General features: G+C 64.6%; 7 protein-coding genes. 3 read left to right on the top strand and 4 right to left on the bottom strand.

The genetic code is table 11. The features are described from left to right. Positions 1 to 156: 156 nt before the first annotated feature. The 4 genes from Pla108_RS19700 to Pla108_RS19715 all read right to left on the bottom strand — a co-directional run bounded on the left by Pla108_RS19700 (position 157) and on the right by Pla108_RS19715 (position 15271). Positions 157 to 10173 carry an Ig-like domain-containing protein gene (locus Pla108_RS19700; RefSeq protein WP_146446698.1) on the bottom strand — a complete coding sequence of 3339 codons (10017 nt, stop codon included), beginning with the start codon at positions 10171 to 10173 and terminating at the stop codon, positions 157 to 159. Positions 10174 to 10215: 42 nt separating this feature from the next. Beyond that, positions 10216 to 11094, bottom strand: a complete 879-nt coding sequence (locus tag Pla108_RS19705; protein WP_197526736.1) for a hypothetical protein — start codon at positions 11092 to 11094, stop codon at positions 10216 to 10218. A gap of 700 nt (positions 11095 to 11794) precedes the next feature. Beyond that, complete coding sequence (gene xylA, locus Pla108_RS19710) at positions 11795 to 13108, bottom strand: xylose isomerase (RefSeq protein ID WP_146446700.1); 1314 nt, start codon at positions 13106 to 13108, stop codon at positions 11795 to 11797. 54 nt (positions 13109 to 13162) lie between these two features. After that, complete coding sequence (locus Pla108_RS19715; protein WP_146446701.1) at positions 13163 to 15271, bottom strand: endo-1,4-beta-xylanase; 2109 nt, start codon at positions 15269 to 15271, stop codon at positions 13163 to 13165. Positions 15272 to 15623: 352 nt separating this feature from the next. Between Pla108_RS19715 and Pla108_RS19720 the strand changes: the two genes are divergently transcribed. From Pla108_RS19720 to Pla108_RS19730, 3 genes are all read left to right on the top strand, one after another. Continuing rightward, positions 15624 to 16622, top strand: a complete 999-nt coding sequence (locus Pla108_RS19720) for a LacI family DNA-binding transcriptional regulator (protein WP_146446702.1) — start codon at positions 15624 to 15626, stop codon at positions 16620 to 16622. Between the two features lie 191 nt (positions 16623 to 16813). Then, positions 16814 to 18208 carry a PEP-CTERM sorting domain-containing protein gene (locus Pla108_RS19725; protein ID WP_146446703.1) on the top strand — a complete coding sequence of 465 codons (1395 nt, stop codon included), beginning with the start codon at positions 16814 to 16816 and terminating at the stop codon, positions 18206 to 18208. Positions 18209 to 18286: 78 nt separating this feature from the next. Continuing rightward, on the top strand, positions 18287 to 19405 hold the full coding sequence (locus tag Pla108_RS19730) for a DUF1559 domain-containing protein (RefSeq protein WP_146446704.1): 1119 nt from the start codon (positions 18287 to 18289) through the stop codon (positions 19403 to 19405). The last annotated feature ends 61 nt before the right edge of the window (positions 19406 to 19466 follow it).

The raw sequence follows: 19466 nt of genomic DNA on the forward strand, positions 1-19466 counted from the left end.
AATTCGGGTTCCCGCACCGCACCAATCGGGTGCGATCAAGCCGCCTGCGCCACGGATCAAGATTTCAACGGCGGACGGTATTGGTTGCCGAGGCAGAGGCGTGCTGCTTTGAGTCCCGTCGCGATCGGCTGCGATTGTGATCCGGAAACGTCAGGGTCAAGCGAACATCCGCTCCAACGCCTCGTCGATCGATTCAACGTACGACTCTTCGGCGACGGCTTCGGGGCGGTCTCCCGTTAAGCCTTCATCCGACACGGAATCGGCGAAGTCGAAGTCCTGGCTCTGATTCAGAAGCAGCAGTGCGGTTTGTCGAGTTAGCGGCGTTGTTAAAGCGACGCTTGATTGGGCGACCGGTCGCGATAGGAACGGCTCGCGCTGGGGCGCGACAACGAACGATCGTTGCCTGACGCCGCTGTCGGCGTCGTTGGTTGGATCACTCTGCGCACTCGACGCGGCGGTCGAGGAATCCGCTACGAGTGGGACGGGGCTAGGTATCGCCACTGCGTTGGTCGCCACCGCGTCCGCCATTGCAGCGTCCTCAATCGGGTCGATCGGCTCGCTCGCTAGCGCAACGGATGGTGGGACCGACTCGAGACGGATCAGTTGGTCAGGCGTCGCCGTGCCGAGCGTGGCGCCGTAGCTGGCGACCCATACGTCGTAGTCGTTGCTGTCGATAACGGCGTCGCCGTTGGCGTCACCCGACGTGTAGGGGGCGCCGACAACGCTTCCGAGCGAATCGCGCCAGAGGCTGTAGTCGGCGGCGTTGACCTTTCCATCCCGGTTGAAGTCCGCGGCGAGTACGAAATCGGCCGGAGTCGTTCGGAGGACGTACTCCCCGGCGCCCGACTCCGCCGTGGCCTGGACGATATAGACGCCCGATACGTTCGCGACGAAGCCGAGCGACGCGTTCACCCCGTCGGCCGAATCCTGGTCCGTTCCGACCAGCACGCCAAAGGGGTCGTAGACGGTGATCTGCGGGTCGAGCGTGTTAGCCGGCGCCGACGGTCCGAGCCTTGGCAACGCCGTTTCGAGGAGGATCCCCTGGCCCGCCTCGAGCGTGATTTCGTAGTAGTCACCCCCGGATGGCAACTGGAGGACCACTTCAAACTCATGGATCGTCGCGGCGCCGAGGCCGGGGCCGTCGAGGGAGTTCAGCGGGTTGCCCTCCGGGTCGACAACCCCGTCATCGACCCGCAACCGATAGCGTCCCGTGCGGAGGGGCGTCGAGCCGTCGCCGACAGCCAGCGTGACGGTGGTCGCCCCGTCGTAGAGAGGCACCAGGGCGAGCACCACGTCGTCGCCGGCGCCGTCCTGGAAGACCCCATCAAAGCCGGCGCCAAGGAGCGAGAAATTAGCCGCGTTGGACGCGGCGGTCGCATCGAGGACTTCGCTGAACTCAAGCGTCAGCTCGGTGAGACTGAGGTCGGTGGTGACGCCGGCCGCGGGGCTGATCGCCGTGACCCGCGGCCCCTGGAGCGCCGGGTCGACCGACACGAGCGTGAGGGCGCCGACGGAGTCGATAAACCCGGGGCCGGTTGCGTCGTCGAAGCCGACGTCGAACCCCACGGTCGAGGGGTCGTCCATGTCGATCGCCGACAGGGCGAGGGCGTCGTAGACCTCTGCCGGCGTCGCCAGTGGTGAAAGTTGCTTCATCAGCGCCGCCACCGCCGCCGCATGCGGGGCCGCCGCCGAGGTGCCAAAGAAATTGGGGAACCCATCCCCGTCGACGTCGCTGCCGAAGAACGTCGTATTGGTCCCGTCGGGCGCGACCAGATTGGGTTTGCTCCGCAACTCGTTGATGCGATTGCCGGCGAGGTCGAACAGCGTCGGAATCCCCCCCGCCGAGGAGAAGCTCTCGAGCGACGGGGCCGATGCGCCAAACGCGGGCGTGGCGCGGTAGTCGGCCGCTCCGATCGCCATCGCGCCCGCCGCGTTGGCGTGGCCGTAGGCGGTCGCGCTGTTGCTGGCGTACTCGTCGACCGTGAGCGTGTCGAACGAGACCCACTTCATCAAGCCGGGCGCGGCTCCTCCCGCCAGGCCGATGGCGATGTTGAGCGAGGAGGAACCAGACGTGTTGGTGAAATTCATCACCTCCAGCGCGTCGCCCCCCAGGTTGCGGGTCGTGCTCGACGCAAGGACCGACGTGCCCGTCGAGTTGAGGACGTAGACATCGAGGTCGTTTTGCGTTCCGGCGCCGCCGCTAACCGAGAAGAAGGGCGAGTCCCACTGGAACGACAGGATGAAGGAGCTGCCGACGGGGACGGTGATTCCCTGCAGCGTATCGACGCCCGGGCCCGGGTCGAAGTCGTGCAACTCGGCGCCGAAGCGTGACTCGCCGCTGCCGCGGAAGGCGTCGTCCCACGAATCCCTGCCGTTGTTGCCCGCCGACGAGAAGTAAGTCGCTCCGTTGGCGACGACCGTGTCGATCGCTTGAGCGATCACGCCGTCCTGGAACATCGGCTCGGCGAAATAGATGACGTCGTCAACGATGACGTCGGCGCCCGCGACACTCTGTAGCTCGAGGATTCCGTTGGCGAAGTCGGCCTGCCCATTGAAAGCGGTGTGAAAGGCGAGGGCTGCGCCCGGCGCGACGTCGTGCACCAACTGCGCCATCGCCCTGCCCTCGCCCGTGCCGGAGGTGTCGGAAAGCACGTTAACGGGGGTCGTGTTCCCGAAGGGATTACCGACGCCCGGCAGATCGCCGAAGGCCACATCCGACGCGCCGGAACCGAAACTGTCGGAGAGGACGCCGATGGTCACGCCGGCGCCATCGACGCCAAACAGCGAGCGGGCGGCGTCCGACCCCATCGACCGATCGCCCTGGCTGGTGGTCCTGCCGACGTTCGTCATCGGTCGGTAGGAGGCCCGCGCGAATCGCATCGCAGTTAGTTCGGCCATTCCGCCGAGCGCCTCCACAGGCATCCAGCCCGAGACGGTCCGGCTGTAGACCGACCCCCCCTGCATGCCCAAATCCTCCAGCCGCGTCAGGAGCTCCAACCCGTCCTCTTCGGCAAAAGCGTCCACCAGCACCCAGCCATCCTGAATCTCGACCAAGTTGCGTGCGCCGCTTGATGACGCGTTGGCGTGGGCGGCGAGGTCCAAGCCGAGGGTCTCCCGATAGATCGCGGCGAGATCGGCGCCGATCTTCTTGCCGAGGTCGTCTTGATTCGCCGCCGCGCCGAGGAACTCCGCCTGGGGCGTCGCGGTGAGGTCGGGTATGAGGCCGGGCGTGGGGTCGTAGTAAGGCCCCGCGGCGCCGGTCTCTGGCGTCGCGCCGGGGCCCACGGCGATCGGAGGCACGAATCCAAACGGTGCGACCCCGGAGCCGTCGTCACCACCGAGCGCCGAAACCGCAAAGCCGACGGCAAAGGTGTCGAGCAAGGCTCCGGTGTCGGGGTCCAGCCGATAGATGACCCCTGACGAGTACGCCGAGACGTAGAGCGACCCCGCCACGTACGCCAACCCGTAGGCGCTCGAGCTGGGCGAACTGAACGAGTTAACGGCCGTCCCGGTCGCGACATCTACTTCGTAGATGAAGCCGTTCGACAGGAAGTCGTTGACGAAGATCGAACCACGCGTCGCAGCGCCAGCCGCTCCACCCCGCACCGAGACGGGTAGTAGAAAGCTCCCCACGACGGTGTCGGTCACGGTGTCGACGAAGTAGGCCCGCGCCTCGATCGTGTCGATCACCACCAGCCGCCCGCCGTAGTAGGCGAGGCTGTCAACCGTCGTCGGAAGGCCCATGCTCGCGAAAGAGTCGGTGTCGAGCACCTCGCCGGTCGCCGGGTCTATCTCGTAGAGCAGCGTGCTGCCGACGCCGAAATCGCCTTCCGAATAGAAGAGGGAGCCGCCGCCCATCGCGAGGCCGTCCGGCCCGCCGGTGGGCGCCTCGGGCAACGGGATCGTGGCGATCGGCTCACCCGTCTGTGGGTCGATCTCGACGACCGCCGACGAATTGACATTCACCGCATAGAGACGGTCGCCGCCGCTTGGTTCGAATCCCAAGAAGCCCAGACCCGAGCCGCCGACGGCAAGTTCTCGTACCGAGGGGCTGGCCGAAGAGCCGTTCGGCTCCGCCTCGAACACCGCGCCGGCTGTCACGACGACGCTGTACCGACCCGCCTGTTGCGAGACAACCCGCACGCCGATGACGCCATCTTGAGCAGGCGTGTACCCCAAGACCCCGAAGTCGTAGTTCTCCACCACCTCGCCGGATGGCGCCGCGACGCCGCTCGCCAAGACAACGCCGGACATCGGATCGACGATCTGGAGCGTCACGCCCGCGAAGTCGGCGTTCTCTTGCGACGCAAGAACGACGTCGATCGGCACGCCGCCAACCACCGGCAGGGTGAACTCGTCGAGGTCGGCAATCGACGCACCGGCCGCTTCGACCCGCAGGTCGTCAATGAACCAGCCTTCATAGTTATTAGCGACCGCGTCAACCGAGTCGAAGCGGAAGCGGAGCTGAATCGACCGGCCGGCGAACTGGCTGAGGTCCACTGAAACGGTCCGCCAATCGCCGGCCGTGTCGCTAGCGAGCGTGCCGTTGGTGGTGAGGAGGATCGGCGTCACGACGCCGCCCGACACAACCGCGACCTCGGCGACATCGTTCAACCGGTCGGTCTCGATCAAGTGATTGAACGTGAGCCAGGCGCCCCCCGTGTCGGGAATCGCGATCGTCGGCGAAGTCACGACGCCTTCCACCGGGACGCCGGAGTTGTAGTCGCCTCCGCCGAAGGGGCCCGTATTCTGGCCGAAGTAAAGGCTGTTGGGGGCGGAGTGATTCGGGAGGCCGTCGAGTTGCCGGCCCGTCGAAAGGTCCCACAATCCGGCGCCGGCGCCGAAGTTGTTGTTGACGATAAAACCGCCCCGACCCAGATTAAAATCCTCCGTGTAGATGGTCGAACGCGACGGCGTCGGCGCCGCCTGACCGAGGACGGCGTAGCGGCTCTCGGGCAGAGAGACCAGCGAGCCGTCAATCGCGAGCGGATTTGAGAGCCCCGAGTCGAGCGGTCCCAAGTCGAGCGACGTGTTGAGAAAAACGTCCAGTCGGTAGCTGGTCGGCTTGTCGCCCACGACTCGCAGCGTCAGCGGACTGTCGATCGGCATCGCGACGGCTTGCAACACCGCCGCCGCGCCGGCGACGGGCGCCGTGATCGGGCCGCTGAGGCCGACGGCCGAGACGTTGAGCGTGGCGGTCGGGTCGGTGGGCGTCACGGTGACGGCGATCACCTCGCCCGCCGCGAGCGACAAGACGAAGTCGTCGAAGTCACCCGGCCCATTGAGGATGCCGGCGTTGTTCTCGCTAGCGAAGACCAAACCGCCCAGCGGCTCGAGCCGCGTGAAGTCGGCGATTGTCCTGACGCCCGCCGAATCGATCTGAAAACCTAACGTGTAGTCGCCGCCAGGAATCCCGTCGCCGCTCGGCGCGCCGTCGAGCGGCGTCCCCAATGGCTCGCCATCGAGGACGTTCCCGACGGCGTCGACGAAGGAACCCGCCACGAGCGTGAACTCGTACGCTCCTTCGTCGAGCGCCGTGTAGTCGACGGTGAACGTCTGGCTCGCCGAATCGTACGAGAAGGCTTCCGCGGCGACGCTCGACCCCGAAACGGTCTCGACGAGACGGAACGAATCGAAGGTGAGTAGCGACTCGTCGATCGGCTCGCTGAACGTCGCCGAGATAGCATGGTCGCCGTTCAGATAGGTCACGCCCAGCGGCAGAGAGAGGCCGTCGATCCGGGCCGCTTGGACGATCGGTGGCGTGTTGTCGATCTCGAAGGTGAAGGTCTGGTCCGCGTTGGCCAGGCCTTGGAGGTCGGTAACAGCGCCGGCCGGGAGCGTAACGGTGAAGGCTCCATCGCCGAGCGCAGCCGAGGGATCGATCTCAAATCGATACGTGAGTGAATCGATCTGAATGACGCTCAACGCGCCGGCCACGCCGTTCAGTAACAGATCGCTGGCCTCGACCTCGCCCGCCAACAGGGGCTCCGAGAACACGAGATCAATCGCCGAGGGCAGCGCGTTGAGGAGTTCGCCGTCGGCGGGGGAGGTCGCAACGATCTCGGGCGCCCGGGCGCCGCCGGTGGCCCCGGTGAGGGACACGTAGTACTCGCCCGCCAATCCCAACGCGGAGACTCGTAAGCGGTAGGCGCCCGCCTCGGCGGCACTGTAGAGCAGGGACGTTCCGTCGCTTACGACTTGCGTCCCGCTAGGATCGAACAGGGCGACCCGCGCCAGCGGCGAGTCGCTGGGCACGAACTGATGCGCGCCGGGAGTTGTCTTGGCGAGCAGCAACGCGGCGGGGCTGTCGGACCCGTCGTCCAGAGCGCCGGGCGTCGCGACGTACCACTGGCCGACTTGGAACGCTTCCCCGGTCGGGGAAATCGCTCCCGGCAAGCGGTACGCGTAGGCGTCGGTGTATTCCCAGGGTGAGCCGGCGCCATCGACTCCGAACGGACCGTACAGGTCGAGGATCGACGACCCATCCGCCGCATCGGTGACGGCGTAGCGATCGTTGCCGTCGCCGATGAGCTCGTCGGCGTAAACGTCGGCGGCGAATCCGTAAACGCTCTCGAAAACGGCGCGGCCGCCGTTCGCCGACGACGCGATCATCAGCGAGGCGCCGGCGCCAATCGTCACTCCCGTCAGGTCGATATCGACCGTGCGGTCGGTGTTGGCGTTCGTCTGGACAATCAGTCCGCCGGCGGTGAAGGTGAACGGAGCGGAGTTCGTGTTCGTGATCTCGACAAACTTCGGGTTGCCGTCTGCGATCGCGCCGTCGACGACCTCGGAGATGATCACGCCGCCAGGAAGCCCCGTGGCGAGAGGATTGTTGAACTCCCCTGCCCCGCCGCCCGGCAGCGAGACCGACGCCGATAGCGTGTCGCCGGCATTGAGCGTCACGAGGTACCAGTCGTCGTCACCGCCGACGCCTTCCTGATCGGGACCCACAACCGCGCCGAGCACACCAGCAAGGCCGCCCACGTCTTGGGCCGTTTCAAACGAATCGTTCGACCCTCGATCGAGGGCGGCGTCGCGGGTCAAAACTATGTCGTATTGCCCGGTCCCGGCGACGCGCAAGAAGTAGTCTTCCAACGCCCCGTCAGACGTCCTATCGACGTAGTTTTCGAAAAACCATCCTCCGTCGACCGAGGGCGTGCCGGAGGCGATCAGCGTCACTCCGTCGGCGGCGTACAGTTCGGCCGTAACGCCCTCGGCCCCAACCAGAGCCGCCGTCGCCGCTTGGCCGTCCGCCAATTCGAACCGGTACCAGTCGTCGCCCAGGACACCCGCGACCGCGTACGCCACGTCGATGGTGACATTTCCAGGCCCGATCCCCGAATTGACGGCGGTCGAAGGAGTCACCGTCAGCGTGATCGTCCCGTCCGCCGCCAGCAGGGCCGCCGTGGCTGCAGGAATCGTGAATTGCGCTGTCGAAAGCCCCCCTTCCGAGCCACCCGACGCAAAAAGGACTTGTGAGAAGAGCCCCTCGGCATCGACCGTGAAGAACTCGGTCGTGGAACCCAGGTCGGCCTCCGTGTTCACCGTGACAACGACGTCACCAACCGGCGTCGGCGTCTGGACGAAGTCGAACGTCAAGATGTTGGGGGCGAAGGCCCGACCGAGGTCCGTCAGGCTCGCCATGTACGTTGGGCCGACGCTCGACACCAGGCCTGTCACCGCCGCGTGCTCGCTCAAGACACCAAAGCGCCCTGAAGCCAGAGGGGTAAAGTCGAGCGTCTCGGCCTGCGCTGGGGATGCGTTGTCGGCGCCGCCTAGTTCCTCGCGCTCGGGCTGGGCGTTCAGTAGCGCGTGCAAAGTGAAGCCACCGGTCGTGTCCGAGTCGCCGGCTACTTCGATGCGGTAGGTCCCGCTGACGCCGACCGGGAGACTCTGGAGGACCGCCGCCTCGCCGGCCGCCGCGGCGGTCGCGACGGCCAGTGACTCGCCGTTGGGTCCGAACAGCTCCACCAGCGCGCTGATTTCGCCGTCGATCACCACGCTGATCGCTTGCCCCACGTCGAGGTCGACCTCAAACGCGTCGATATCGCCCGCGGGGCTGATGTAGCCCGACGCACTGGCCTCGTAAACGAGCCCCCCCGCCAGGCCTCGCGGCGTGAAGTCCACCAGCGGCGACGTGACCGTATCGACCGAGAAATTGACGACGAAGTCGCCGCCCGGGACGCCGTCGCCCGAAGGGATCGTCGTCACAGGATCGGCCTCGCCGTCGAGCTCGAGCCCGAGGACATCGACGAAGGCGCTGTCGATCAAGCGGAGGACGAAGGCGTCCTCGGGAAGGTTGGCCGTTGTGGTCACCGTCAACGACAGCGTCGCGACGTCGAACGTCACGCTCTCGATCGGCTGCGACCCCGTCCTGCTCCCGACAAGCGACACGCCGCTGGGGGTGAGGGCCGACTGATCGAGCGGCTCATCAACGACAAAAGTAAACGTTCGGAAATCGGGCGGTCGACTCTCCCCCTCGACGACGGATGTGCCGACGATCCTGGGGCCTTGGCCATCGACGACGACGGCGATCGAGAACCCCTCGAGCGGCCGACCGTCCAAGGCGACAAGCGAGCCGGCTGCTAGCTCCAGAGTGTGGACGCCGTCGGCTAGCGCCGGGAGTGCGAAACTCAGAATGTTGGGGTCGACCACCGTCAGACCCGTCGCTGCGCCGAAGCCATCAATGAGCAAGTCGGACGTCGCCACCGAGTCGAGCCGCAGGTCGGCGTCCAGATCGACGGTGAACGTTGTCAGACCGCCCGGCAAGAACGTGTCGCCATCGACGGCCGACGACGCGACCACCTCGAACGGGTCCGGCGCCGCGGTCGTCCCGGTGACTTCGACGGCGTAGTCGCCGACCGTCTCGCTCTCGCCGAAGAGTCGCAGCGTGTAAGCGCCCGTTTGCGACGCGGCAAACGACAGGGTCTCGTCGCCAGCGGCGTTGACGTGCGGCACGACCGAGCCGTCGGGCGCGATGACCTCGACGGCGGCGTCGAGATCGTTGAGAAACTCGTACGGACCGGCGCCCGGCGTGTAGGTCCTTATCTGGACGGCGTCGCCAGCGATCGCCTTGAACGTGTAGACGTCGGGGCGCAGCTCCAATCGCGGGATTGGCGGCGCGCCGATCGTGGCGAAGAGCGACTCGACGTCGGACTGGCTCGACCCAAAGACGATCTGGAAATCGCGGGTGACGGCTGCGCCACTCGGGAGGTTGCCGATGTTAAAGGCGAGATTTATCGCGATGTCGTCGGACACGCCACCGGGGTCAGCGGGCGAGTCGATGACGACGAAGGGATTGGTAATCGTGAACCCCTCGGCCGACACCACGACATCGGGGTCGTTCGAACCCAGCCCGATCGACTTGCCCCCTGCCGACGCGACAACCAGCGTTCCCGCCGAAGTGACATCGTTGGACGTTGAAGACGTCGTTGAAGAAGGGTCCGGGTCGATGTTCTCCAAAAAGGCCAACCCGCTCAGCACGGCGCCCGACTGATTATCGATGGTGGTCGTGACGTGCATGAAGTCGTCACCATCGGTCCATTGGACGGTGCGTTGGAAGGTGACGCCGGGCGAGATTTCCCCTTGGATTCGATAGGCATGGTGGTTCGCCTGAGAGATGTCGTAGATGGCGACCGGGAACGATGGGCTAGAAACCGGCGAGTTGTTCGCGAACGTTTGGCCGTTGAACGCGACCGAATAGCCCGCCAGAAAGGTCCCCCGGTTAACGATCTCAACGCCGCCGTGAGAGATGCCGACGCCCGGCCCAGAGAACGAACCGTCGACCGCAAAGCCAACGCTCAGCGGCGAGCCCACGACATCAAAGGGGGCGACGAGGGGCGTCTCAAGCGAAACATCAGCGTCGACATAACCGAGGGCTGTCTCGCCGGACCGCAACGGCATGGGATCTGGCGCGAGGCCGCTGAAGGAATTCAGTTTTCCTTCTTTAAGGGCGACGAGCCGATACTCCCCCGAGGCGCCGGAAACGCGTAGGTAATAGCGATCGGCCGCGTTGTCGGAGGTCGTGTCGACGAAGCCGCTTATCGCAATCCCGACCGAGTCGCCGGACGGGCGCCCCGTTGCGAGGAGCGTTACGCCGTCGGCGGCGTAGAGTTCGAGGATGGCGCGGTGGGCCCCCGAGAGGGCGACCGTCGCCGCTTGGCCGTCCGCCAAATCGAAACCGTACCAGTCGTCCCCCGATGCGTCTGCGATCGGTTAATCAACGTCGATGGTGACGTCGCCCGAACCATAGCCCGAGTTGACCGAACTAGAAGGGGTGACGGTTAGTGTGATCTGGCCGTCGGCGGCTAATTGAGCGGCCACCGCCTGGGGGATCGTAAACTGGTCCGTTGAGAGCCCCCCTTGGGACCCTCCGGTCAAGAAAACGTTCTGCGTGAACAAGCCCTCGGCGTCGATCGTGAAGTACTCGGAGGCGGAGTCCAGGTCGGTTTGTGCGACCACCTTGAACACCACATCGTTCAGCGGTGCGGGAGTCCCCGTAAACGCGAACGTCAGGACGTTCGGGTTGAACGCCCGCCCGTAGTCAGTCAGGCTCGCCGTGAAAGTGGGGCCCGAGGCGGCGCCCTCGCCAACTATCGCCGCACGTTGCGCCGTGAGCGGGCCGACCGCGGCGAACGCTGGCTCGAGGTCTTCGGCCTCGGCGGGCGAGTCGTTCGAGGGTCCGCTATGGCTCTCGCCCTCCCAGGCCGCGTTCAGGACGGTGCTCAGAGTAATTGCGTCGAAGGGGACCCCGTCGCCGCTCGAGACGCTGATCGTATAAACTCCCGCCAAATCAATGGGCAGTGACGACACCGCCGCGGCGTCACCTGCGGCGGGAACGCTCGTAGCGGCAATGGTCGCGCCGAGCGGGTCGACGACGGTCAGATTAGCCGTCGAGAAACCGGTGGCCGACAACGAAAGCGACTGCCCCGCGTCCAGCGCAACCTCGTACGACTGGATCGGGTTGCCCGGGTCAACGACCGCGGCGAAAGTCGACGCGTAGATCAACCCACCAGCCGGGTCGAGCGGCGCTAACGCCGGTAGCGGCTGGACGGCGAGGAGGTCTCTCGCTTCGAGCCTCTCCGCACGCCGCACGCGGTGCCGGGACCTCCTTTTGTTAACGACCTGCGAGCTTCTCGATCGACGCATCTTGCGATTAGGCACAGGAGGTCCTCGTAAGCGTCAGTTCACAGATGAGTAGCAGGCATAGACGCAGGCTCAACTTCAACGCATGATCAACTCGGTTAACTTGGCCGCATAGTATATCGCGATCCCAAGCCCAACAAGCACCTCGAACCAGTCCCGCTCGTGAGGCACAGGCTGATCACTCGGTTCGACGAACGCGGCGACGACAAGCGTTCACGGATCGTCGGTCGGGATTCAGCCGCACGCTTCCCTTAACGCCTTCTTCGCGAATGAAGGCGAGTAAACGCGGTGCTTGTCGCAAGAGAGGGGCCCTAGCAGCAGCCAGACCTGGTAGTTTTCCACTAGCGCCTTGTCAAAGCTAGAAGATGGGGGTCGGCGCCATGAGCCGTTTTGGCGCTAGCCACGGTTCTTGGTGATTCAACCGAGGCTAGCGCCCAATCGGCTCATCCTAGGATTCAGCTTCGACAAAGCGCTAGCTGTGTCGAAGCTGAACGCGTTGGGCCCGCGGCCGACGTCGATGAAGACGCCGCCTCCGACTCACAACGATCGACGCAAAACGCCACGACTTCGAACTATTCCGGTGTGAGCCTCCAAGCGGCTCGAGCGACGGCCTGCGATGAGGTGCGCGATCTATTTCGAAGTCGACTGCCTACAAGTACTCGTTGATCACGTTCTCGAACAACTCCTGCCGCCCGCTGGCGTTGGGCGCCGCTTCGCCCTGATCGAGCATCCGCTTCTCAAGCGAGGCGAAGCTGTGGTCGCCCGCTTCGATCTCGGCGCCGAGGCCCGTGTCCCAGCTGGCGTAGCGGTCGCGGACCATTCCTTCGATCCGGCCGTCGGCCCGCATCGCCGCGGCGATCTTCAGGCCCCGCGCGTAGGCGTCCATCGAACCGATATGTGCGTAGAACAGATCGATCGGCTCGAAGCTCTCGCGGCGGACCTTGGCGTCGAAGTTCACGCCGCCGGTGGTTAGCCCGCCGTATTTGAGGATCGAGTACATGCACTGCGAAGTCATGTAGATGTCGGTGCCGAACTGGTCGGTGTCCCACCCGAGCAAGAGGTCGCCGGTGTTGGCGTCGATCGAGCCCAGCGCGCCGGCGGCGCCGGCCACCTCGAGCTCGTGCTGCATCGTGTGGCCTGCGAGCGTGGCGTGGTTCGTTTCGAGGTTGAGCTTGAAGTACGGCAGGAGGTCGTACTGCCTGAGGAAGTTGAGGCACGCCGCCGCGTCGGAGTCGTACTGGTGCTTGGTCGGCTCCTTCGGCTTCGGCTCGATGTAGAACGGACCGGTGTAGCCGATCGCTTTGGCGTGGTCGACCGCCAGATGCAGGAACCGCGCCAGGTGCTCCTGCTCGCGCTTCATGTCGGTGTTCCAGAGGCACTGGTAGCCTTCGCGACCGCCCCAGAACGTGTACCCCTCGCCGCCCAGCTCGTGCGTCACCTCGAGCGCCTTCTTCACCTGCGCCGCGGCGTAGGCGAAGACCTCGGCGTTGCAGCTCGTGGCGGCGCCGTGCAGGTAGCGCGGGTGGCTGAACAGGTTGGCGGTGCCCCAGAGCAGTTTGACGCCACTCCGCTGTTGCTCTTCCTTGAGGACGGCGGCCACCGCGTCGAGATTCTTGTGGCTCTCGGCGAGCGTTTTGCCCTCGGGCGCCACGTCCCGGTCATGGAACGCATAGAACGGCGCGCCGAGCTTCTCAAAGAACTCGAAGGCGACGCGGGCCCGCTTCTGGGCGTTCTCGACCGAGTCCGAGCCGTCGTCCCAGGGCCGCTGCATCGTGCCGGCGCCGAACGGGTCGGAGCCTGTCCCCCGAAACGTATGCCAGTAGACGACGCTGAACCGCAGGTGGTCCCGCATCGATTTGCCCTCGATCATCGCCTCGGCGTCGTAGTGCTTGAACGCCAGCGGATTGCGGCTCGTGGGGCCTTCGTAGGGGATCGCGGCGGCGACTTCGGAGAACGCGGGCATAGAACGGTGACGCAGTTAAAAGGAGGAGTCGAGGAAGACGCGGGACCGCCGAGGCTACCACTGACAGCGGCGTCCAATGCATATCAAACAGCATACGGCGGCGATTGACCACGCCCCCGGCTCGGGGACGCCGGCCAGCGGCGACGTCGTAGCAGTGGCGCCGTAACGCGACGCCCAAACAAGGCGGTCGGCTTCATCGACCACGCCGTCGTTGTCGCCATCGGCGGCGAGGTTCGCAGTGGACGCCCCGACGCTGTCACGCCAGACGGTGTAGTCCGCGGCGTCAACGGCGCCGTCTTGGTTGTAGTCACCGACGAGCAGGTTCAAGACGATTGAGAGCGACTCCCCGTCGTCCGAGAGGACCGCGGAGACGGTCTCGCTCTCGCCGCCGGCGGACGCCGTGACTTGGTAGTCTCCCTTGAAGCCGCGGACCGTGGCGTCGCCCGCGGCGTCGGCCGACGTTTCGACATCGGTCCACCAGTCATTGAAGACGAGGTCGAGGTACGCCTCGCCGCTCGGCTTGATCGACCAGTCGCTGCGGAACATGGCCGCATCGGGACGCCAGTGGGCGTCCTCAAAGAATCCCCACTGGATGAAGTCATCGACCCCTTCGTGGGCAAAGACGGCCATCATGAAGTCGCTCAGGTACTGGGCCTGGAGCTCTTCATTGGTGGTGTTGAAGTCGAACTCGGTGATCTGCATGTCGAGCCCTAGCTCGGCGAATCGGTCGAAGACTTCCCAGAGCTCCTCGGGGCCAACAATGTCTCCTTCGGTAAAGTGCCCTTGAAAGCCGACCCCCGTAACCGGCGCGCCGCCGTCTTGCAGGGCCTCGACGGTGTCGTAGTACTGGTTGCGGTTGGCGCCGCGGCCCCAAGTGTTGAGGATGCCAAAGTCGTTGATGTAGAGGCCGGTCCCTGGCGCCGTGGCGGCCGCGGCTTGCTGCATCCAGGTCACCGTCGCCTGGTCGCCTTCGGAGAGCTCCCGCATCAGGTCGTTGTTGGTGCGGGTCTCGTTGATCACGTCCCAAGCGACCACCTTGCCGGCGGTGGCGGCGCCAATCTCGGCGATGTGCTGCGCGATGCGTGTCCGCACCGTCTGCTGTTCGGCGGGGGTGAGGTTATTGTCGGAGAGCATCTGGCGGATATCGGCCGGCAGGTTGTCCGTGCCGGGCCAAACCATGACATGCCCGCGGCTGTCGATGCCGTTCTGGGCGAGCCAATCGAGGGCGTTCAGGGCGCCCTGCTGCGTGAAGGACCCGCCCCACTCCCCCTCCCAGGGCTGCCATTTTAGGTTGTTCTCGAGCGTCGCGACGTTGAACAACTCGGCGGTCTTCGCCTTGTAGGTGTTGTGCTGCGGGTTGCTGTCGCGTAGCCGGTAGGCCTGGACCGCTGTGCCGAAGCCGAACTCGTGCTGCTGCATCGCAACGTGAACCGCCGCGCCGGGAACCACCGCGCCCGACAGGTCGCGGACCGTCACCGAAAGATCCGCCTTACGGTTGGCCTCAATCCGGCTGGCGGCTTCGGTGCGCCACGGAGCGTCCGACTCGGCGCCAGGATACGCGGGGGGAGGCGGGGCGTCGTTCGAGACGACAATCCGATCGAACTCAATATCGAACAGGTCGGACGACCCGAACTGCCCCAGCACCTGCCACTGGTTGACTTGCGAGAGGTTGAGGTTCCCGTAGTCGCCAAGCCCGCTGGTCGGCTGCGAAAGCGTCGTCGCCGACGTCAACGAAACCGGGACCCCGGGCGTAAGGCCCGCGACGTTAAAGTCCCACTTGCCGCTCTTGGTGGTTTCGCCGCCGGTCGACTGTTCGATGAGTTCGATCGTAAACGTGTTGACTCGGTTGCCGGCGAGCGGCGTGAAGTCGATCACCAACCAGCTGTCTTCCCACCCACTGAAGTTGGGGGCTGAAGTGACGCCTGCCCCCCCCCAGCCGTTGATCGCATCACGGACCCGGACCGAAGTCGGACCGATCGTCTGCGTGAAGTCGTCGAATGTGTAGTCGAAGCCGGTCCCGTTGAATTCCGACAGGACCAGGTCCGCGGCCCGCAACGAGGGAGTCGCTAGCAGGGCGAAGGTTGTCAACGCGGTCCACAGAACGGGGCTGCGGAGCGAGGCGTCGAACGCCCGGCGGGGCGACGTGAGCGCTAAGAGCAGCATGGCGAAGAGGAGCGATTACGTAGGCAAGAAGAGATTGGTGAGGGGCGGCCCCTCCCAAGACGGCCTCGGACTTACTGTAGGCGAATGCGACAGGACTAGCCGGGGACGCGACGCACGAATCCTGACATAAATTGACACCGCTGTCAAAAAGGCCGAAACTTTTGTTGACAACGGAAGGTGCGCGTCATAGCTTGAGCGTTAGCGTTGGAAGGGATGCCGAGTCTGCCGAGGCCAAACTCGCCTCCATCATCGCTCAACCTCGTCCCAATGGAATCCGCTGTCACGTACCGACAGCGCTACCACTTAGTTCTTGCCACAGCGGCCCTTCACTCAGCTGCTTGGTCCACTGTCTATGGCTGTCACGATCGATCAGATCGCCGAACAAGCGGGCGTCTCCGCCTCGACCGTCGCTCGCGTACTCCGCGGCGACGTGAAGGGCGTTCAAGAACGCAGCGCGCGGAAGTCACGTGAAATCCTGCGGATCTCTGCCGAACTCGGCTACCAGCCCAACTGGCGCGCCCGCGCTCTCTCACGGGGGAAGACTCACACGATCGGACTCCTCTACTCCAACCCGCGGTGGATCTTCGAAGACCCGATGAACGAGATCGCAACCTCGTTCACGGAGACCCTTCAGGAAGAGAACTACGACATTCGCCTGGTCCCCGTCACCGAGACCAGCGACTGGAAAGAACTGGTGCTCGGCGGCGCCGTCGATGGCCTGGCGTTCCTGCTGCACGTGCCCGAACCGGCCCAGGCGATCGTCCTCGAGGGGCGGCTTCCCACCATCCTGATGGGCGAAAAGTTCGGCGGCCTGCAGCACGTGGTGACCGACGACATCTCCGGTGGCCGCTTGGCCGCGCGGCATCTGCTGGGCCTGGGCCACAAGCGGATCGCGCTCTACGTGAACGAGACGATCCGCGATCACGTGAGCGTCCACGAGCGGCGCCAAGGCTTCGAGCAGGCCATGCGTGAGGCGGGCTACGACAGCAAAGCCGAGGTCTGGCGCTGCAACGTGGACGACGTGATGCAGCGGCTCCTCGCGAGAGACGCCCCCACCGCGATCATCTGCTACTGCCACGTCGAGGCCTTGGAACTGATGCACGCCTGCTGGTCGCATGGCGTCTCGGTCCCGACCGACCTCAGCCTGATCGCCTTTAACGACATCGCGGCGACGCGGTACACGACCCCGCCGCTAACGGTCATCCGGTTCGACACGGCCGAGCTTGGCGCCATCGGCGCCAGACGCCTCGCCGCCCGGATCGCTTCGCCCGAAGAAGCGACGGACGAGAACACCGTGGTCCGTCAGCAACTCGTACTCCGCGGCACGACGGCCCCCCCGACAAAGCGGTAACAACAGCTGTTTTTCTTCCGGCTATTTCACACTTTTCCAACCCCCAGCCCGACGACGTTTTTGCGGCTTCTTCCGGCTGGTCATCCGACTCCGCCCAGCAAAGATACTTAGTGCCGGCGACGCGACTGGTTGCGGGTCGCCGGCTCTCCTTTTCAACGCTTCTTATCACCCCCCCGACGCGGAGACTCGCCATGTCTGATGGCTCTACACGCAGAGTGCTCGCTGCGCTGTTCGGCTTGTTCTTGACGACGGGAGCCTCGCTTGGCGCCACCTTCGCCACGCTCGACGTCCCGAGGTTTCAGTCGAACGGGTTCCGCTTCGGCGACTTTGCCGACAACTTCTTTGGCAACTTCGACGTCAGCAACGGCTACTTCGGCCTCGACTTGACCGAGGACGTCGATATCACCGACCCCTCGGCCGGGTTGTTTGGCGGCGTTGGTTCCGACATTTCCACCGACTTTGACGCGATGACGACACAACTCGAAATCCGCGTGCGGGTTGGATCCCTCAACGAGGCGACCAACTTCCGCGTCGTCCTGGCGGACAACGACGGCGAAGGCGTCGGCGACGAGTTCCAGTTCTATATCGACATCGCTAGCGTTACCCCGGGCGAATTCGTCACGATCATTCAGCCCCTCACCAATCCAGGCCCCGTCTTCGTGCAACCTGGATTTGAACTGAACCCAGGCGACACGATCCAGAACTACGGTCTGACCCAGATGCAGATTCAGAGTGAGTATGGCGGCACCGCCCGCCTTCAGGTCGACATTGAAAGTGTCAAGCTGGTTGACCCCGAAGCGCCTGAGAACCCCTTGCTCATCGAGTTGACGCCCGCCACCTACGCCACTCAGGGGCAGACCTTCACGTTCGGTAGTTTCAGCGACGCGGGGGTCGTCGATCAGACCAGCGGCAATTTCATCATCGACACGACTCAGAGCGCGACACCGGCCGGCACGGGCGGTATTGGCTTCAACGGGTTGAACATCGCGTTCGACGCCACCCAGTACCAGATCGAGGTCGAGGCGAAGCTCATGCCGAACAACACGGCCGACAGCTTCAATCTGATTATGGGCGACGTCGACGGTGACGACAGCGGTCCCGAGTTGGGCAGCGATGACTACATCTTCACGGTCCCGACTTCGGAGTTCAACACCACCGACTTCACCACCTTCACGCTGCCGCTCGGCACGGGGAGTGAGTCGGAGAGGGTCAACACGTTCGATTTCGTCAACGGCGGCGACGGCCTGCAGAACTTCGGCCTGACCCAACTCCAGATCCAAGCCAACGCCGACTTCACCAACAGCGGCCTGGGGATCGAGATCGTTCGCTTCTCGATCGTGAGGATCCCCGAGCTCGAAGGGGACTACAACGGCGACGGCATGGTCGACGCCGCTGATTACACCGTCTGGCGTGACGGCGACTCGGCCGACAGCACGCAGGCGGGCTACGACCTCTGGGCTGCCAACTACGGCGCGACGCCCGGCAGCGGCCCCGCCGAGGGCGCCACGGCGGCGGTCCCCGAGCCGACCACGCTGGTGGCGTTGTTGCTGGGACTAGCGACCATCGGCGTCGCCCGGCGGCGCTGATTTTAGATTCTGCGGGGTGCCCCCCCGGCGGCAGGCCTATCCTCTTCCTAACCGTCTGAGTGCAAACGGACTGGAGCCATGTCAGTAATCCATAAGAGCCGCGGGTTCACCCTCGTCGAGCTGCTGGTCGTGATCGCGATCATCGGCATCTTGGTCGCCCTGCTGCTGCCGGCGGTTCAGGCGGCGCGGGAGTCGGCCCGGCGGATGCAGTGTGTCTCCAACATGAAGAACATCGCCTTGGCGGCGATCAACTATCACGATCAGAACGGGCACTTCCCGGTCGATGAGAGTTACTACGATGGCGGCGACCGCGGCGCCAATCAGAACAATGTCCAAATTGTCGATCTAGGCGTGCCGAGTATTATCCGATGGCAGGATCGACTTCAGGTCAATTACCCTAGCGACGGCCTCGACGGAGGGGGGTGGATAGCTCGGGTATTGCCATTCATTGAAGAGTCGGCTCTTTACGACCAATTCGACTTGCCTGACACCGGCCTGAATGGGGATTGGAACCGTGTCGGTGGTAGAAATCTCGGCATGAATAACACCTTGGATCTTAACTCCACGTTTACTAAGGCGCTTGGGCAACAGCCTGCCGTACTTGCTTGCCCCTCTGATCCTAAAGCGGGCCCTGCCGTGGGCGAACAGTACCCTTATAATACTGGAACTGAGGCGCCAAAGGGTTCGCAAGTTCTTGTGGCGACGACCAGCTACAAAGGCAACGCCGGCGATGGTGTCTACGAAAACGAACCGACCCCCTTGGCCGACTGGAGTTACACGCCTCGGTTCTCTTGCTACGAAGGTGACAAGTGCGTCGGCGTCTTCTGGCGAGCTACGTACATTAGCGGCGGGGTCAAGATGCAGAGCATCACCGACGGCACCAGCCAGACCTTCTTGTTCGGTGAGACCTCCCCGGTCGACGGTAACAGCGCCGCTTGGTCGAGCGACGGCGACTGGGCCGTCACGTCGATCGAGATCAACTTCGACTATCTGAGCGACGGCGCCTGCATCGACGCTACCGGCCAGTCCAATCCGGGCCAGTGCTGGGGCTTGATGCGAGGTTTCCGCAGCCTCCATCCTGGCGGCGTCAACTTCGCGAAGTGCGACGGCTCGGTCGCCTTCGTCTCTGAAGGGATCGAACACCGCGTGTACCGGGCTGTTTCCACTCGTCAGGGTGGCGAGGTCATCCGTGAGTAAGCGCCGTCGCCGGGCGTGATCGAAACGCGGCTCTTGGTCAACGATCTTTACTCAGAACCAA

Source organism: Botrimarina colliarenosi (assembly GCF_007859955.1).
Taxonomy (GTDB): Bacteria; Planctomycetota; Planctomycetia; order Pirellulales; family Lacipirellulaceae; genus Botrimarina; species Botrimarina colliarenosi.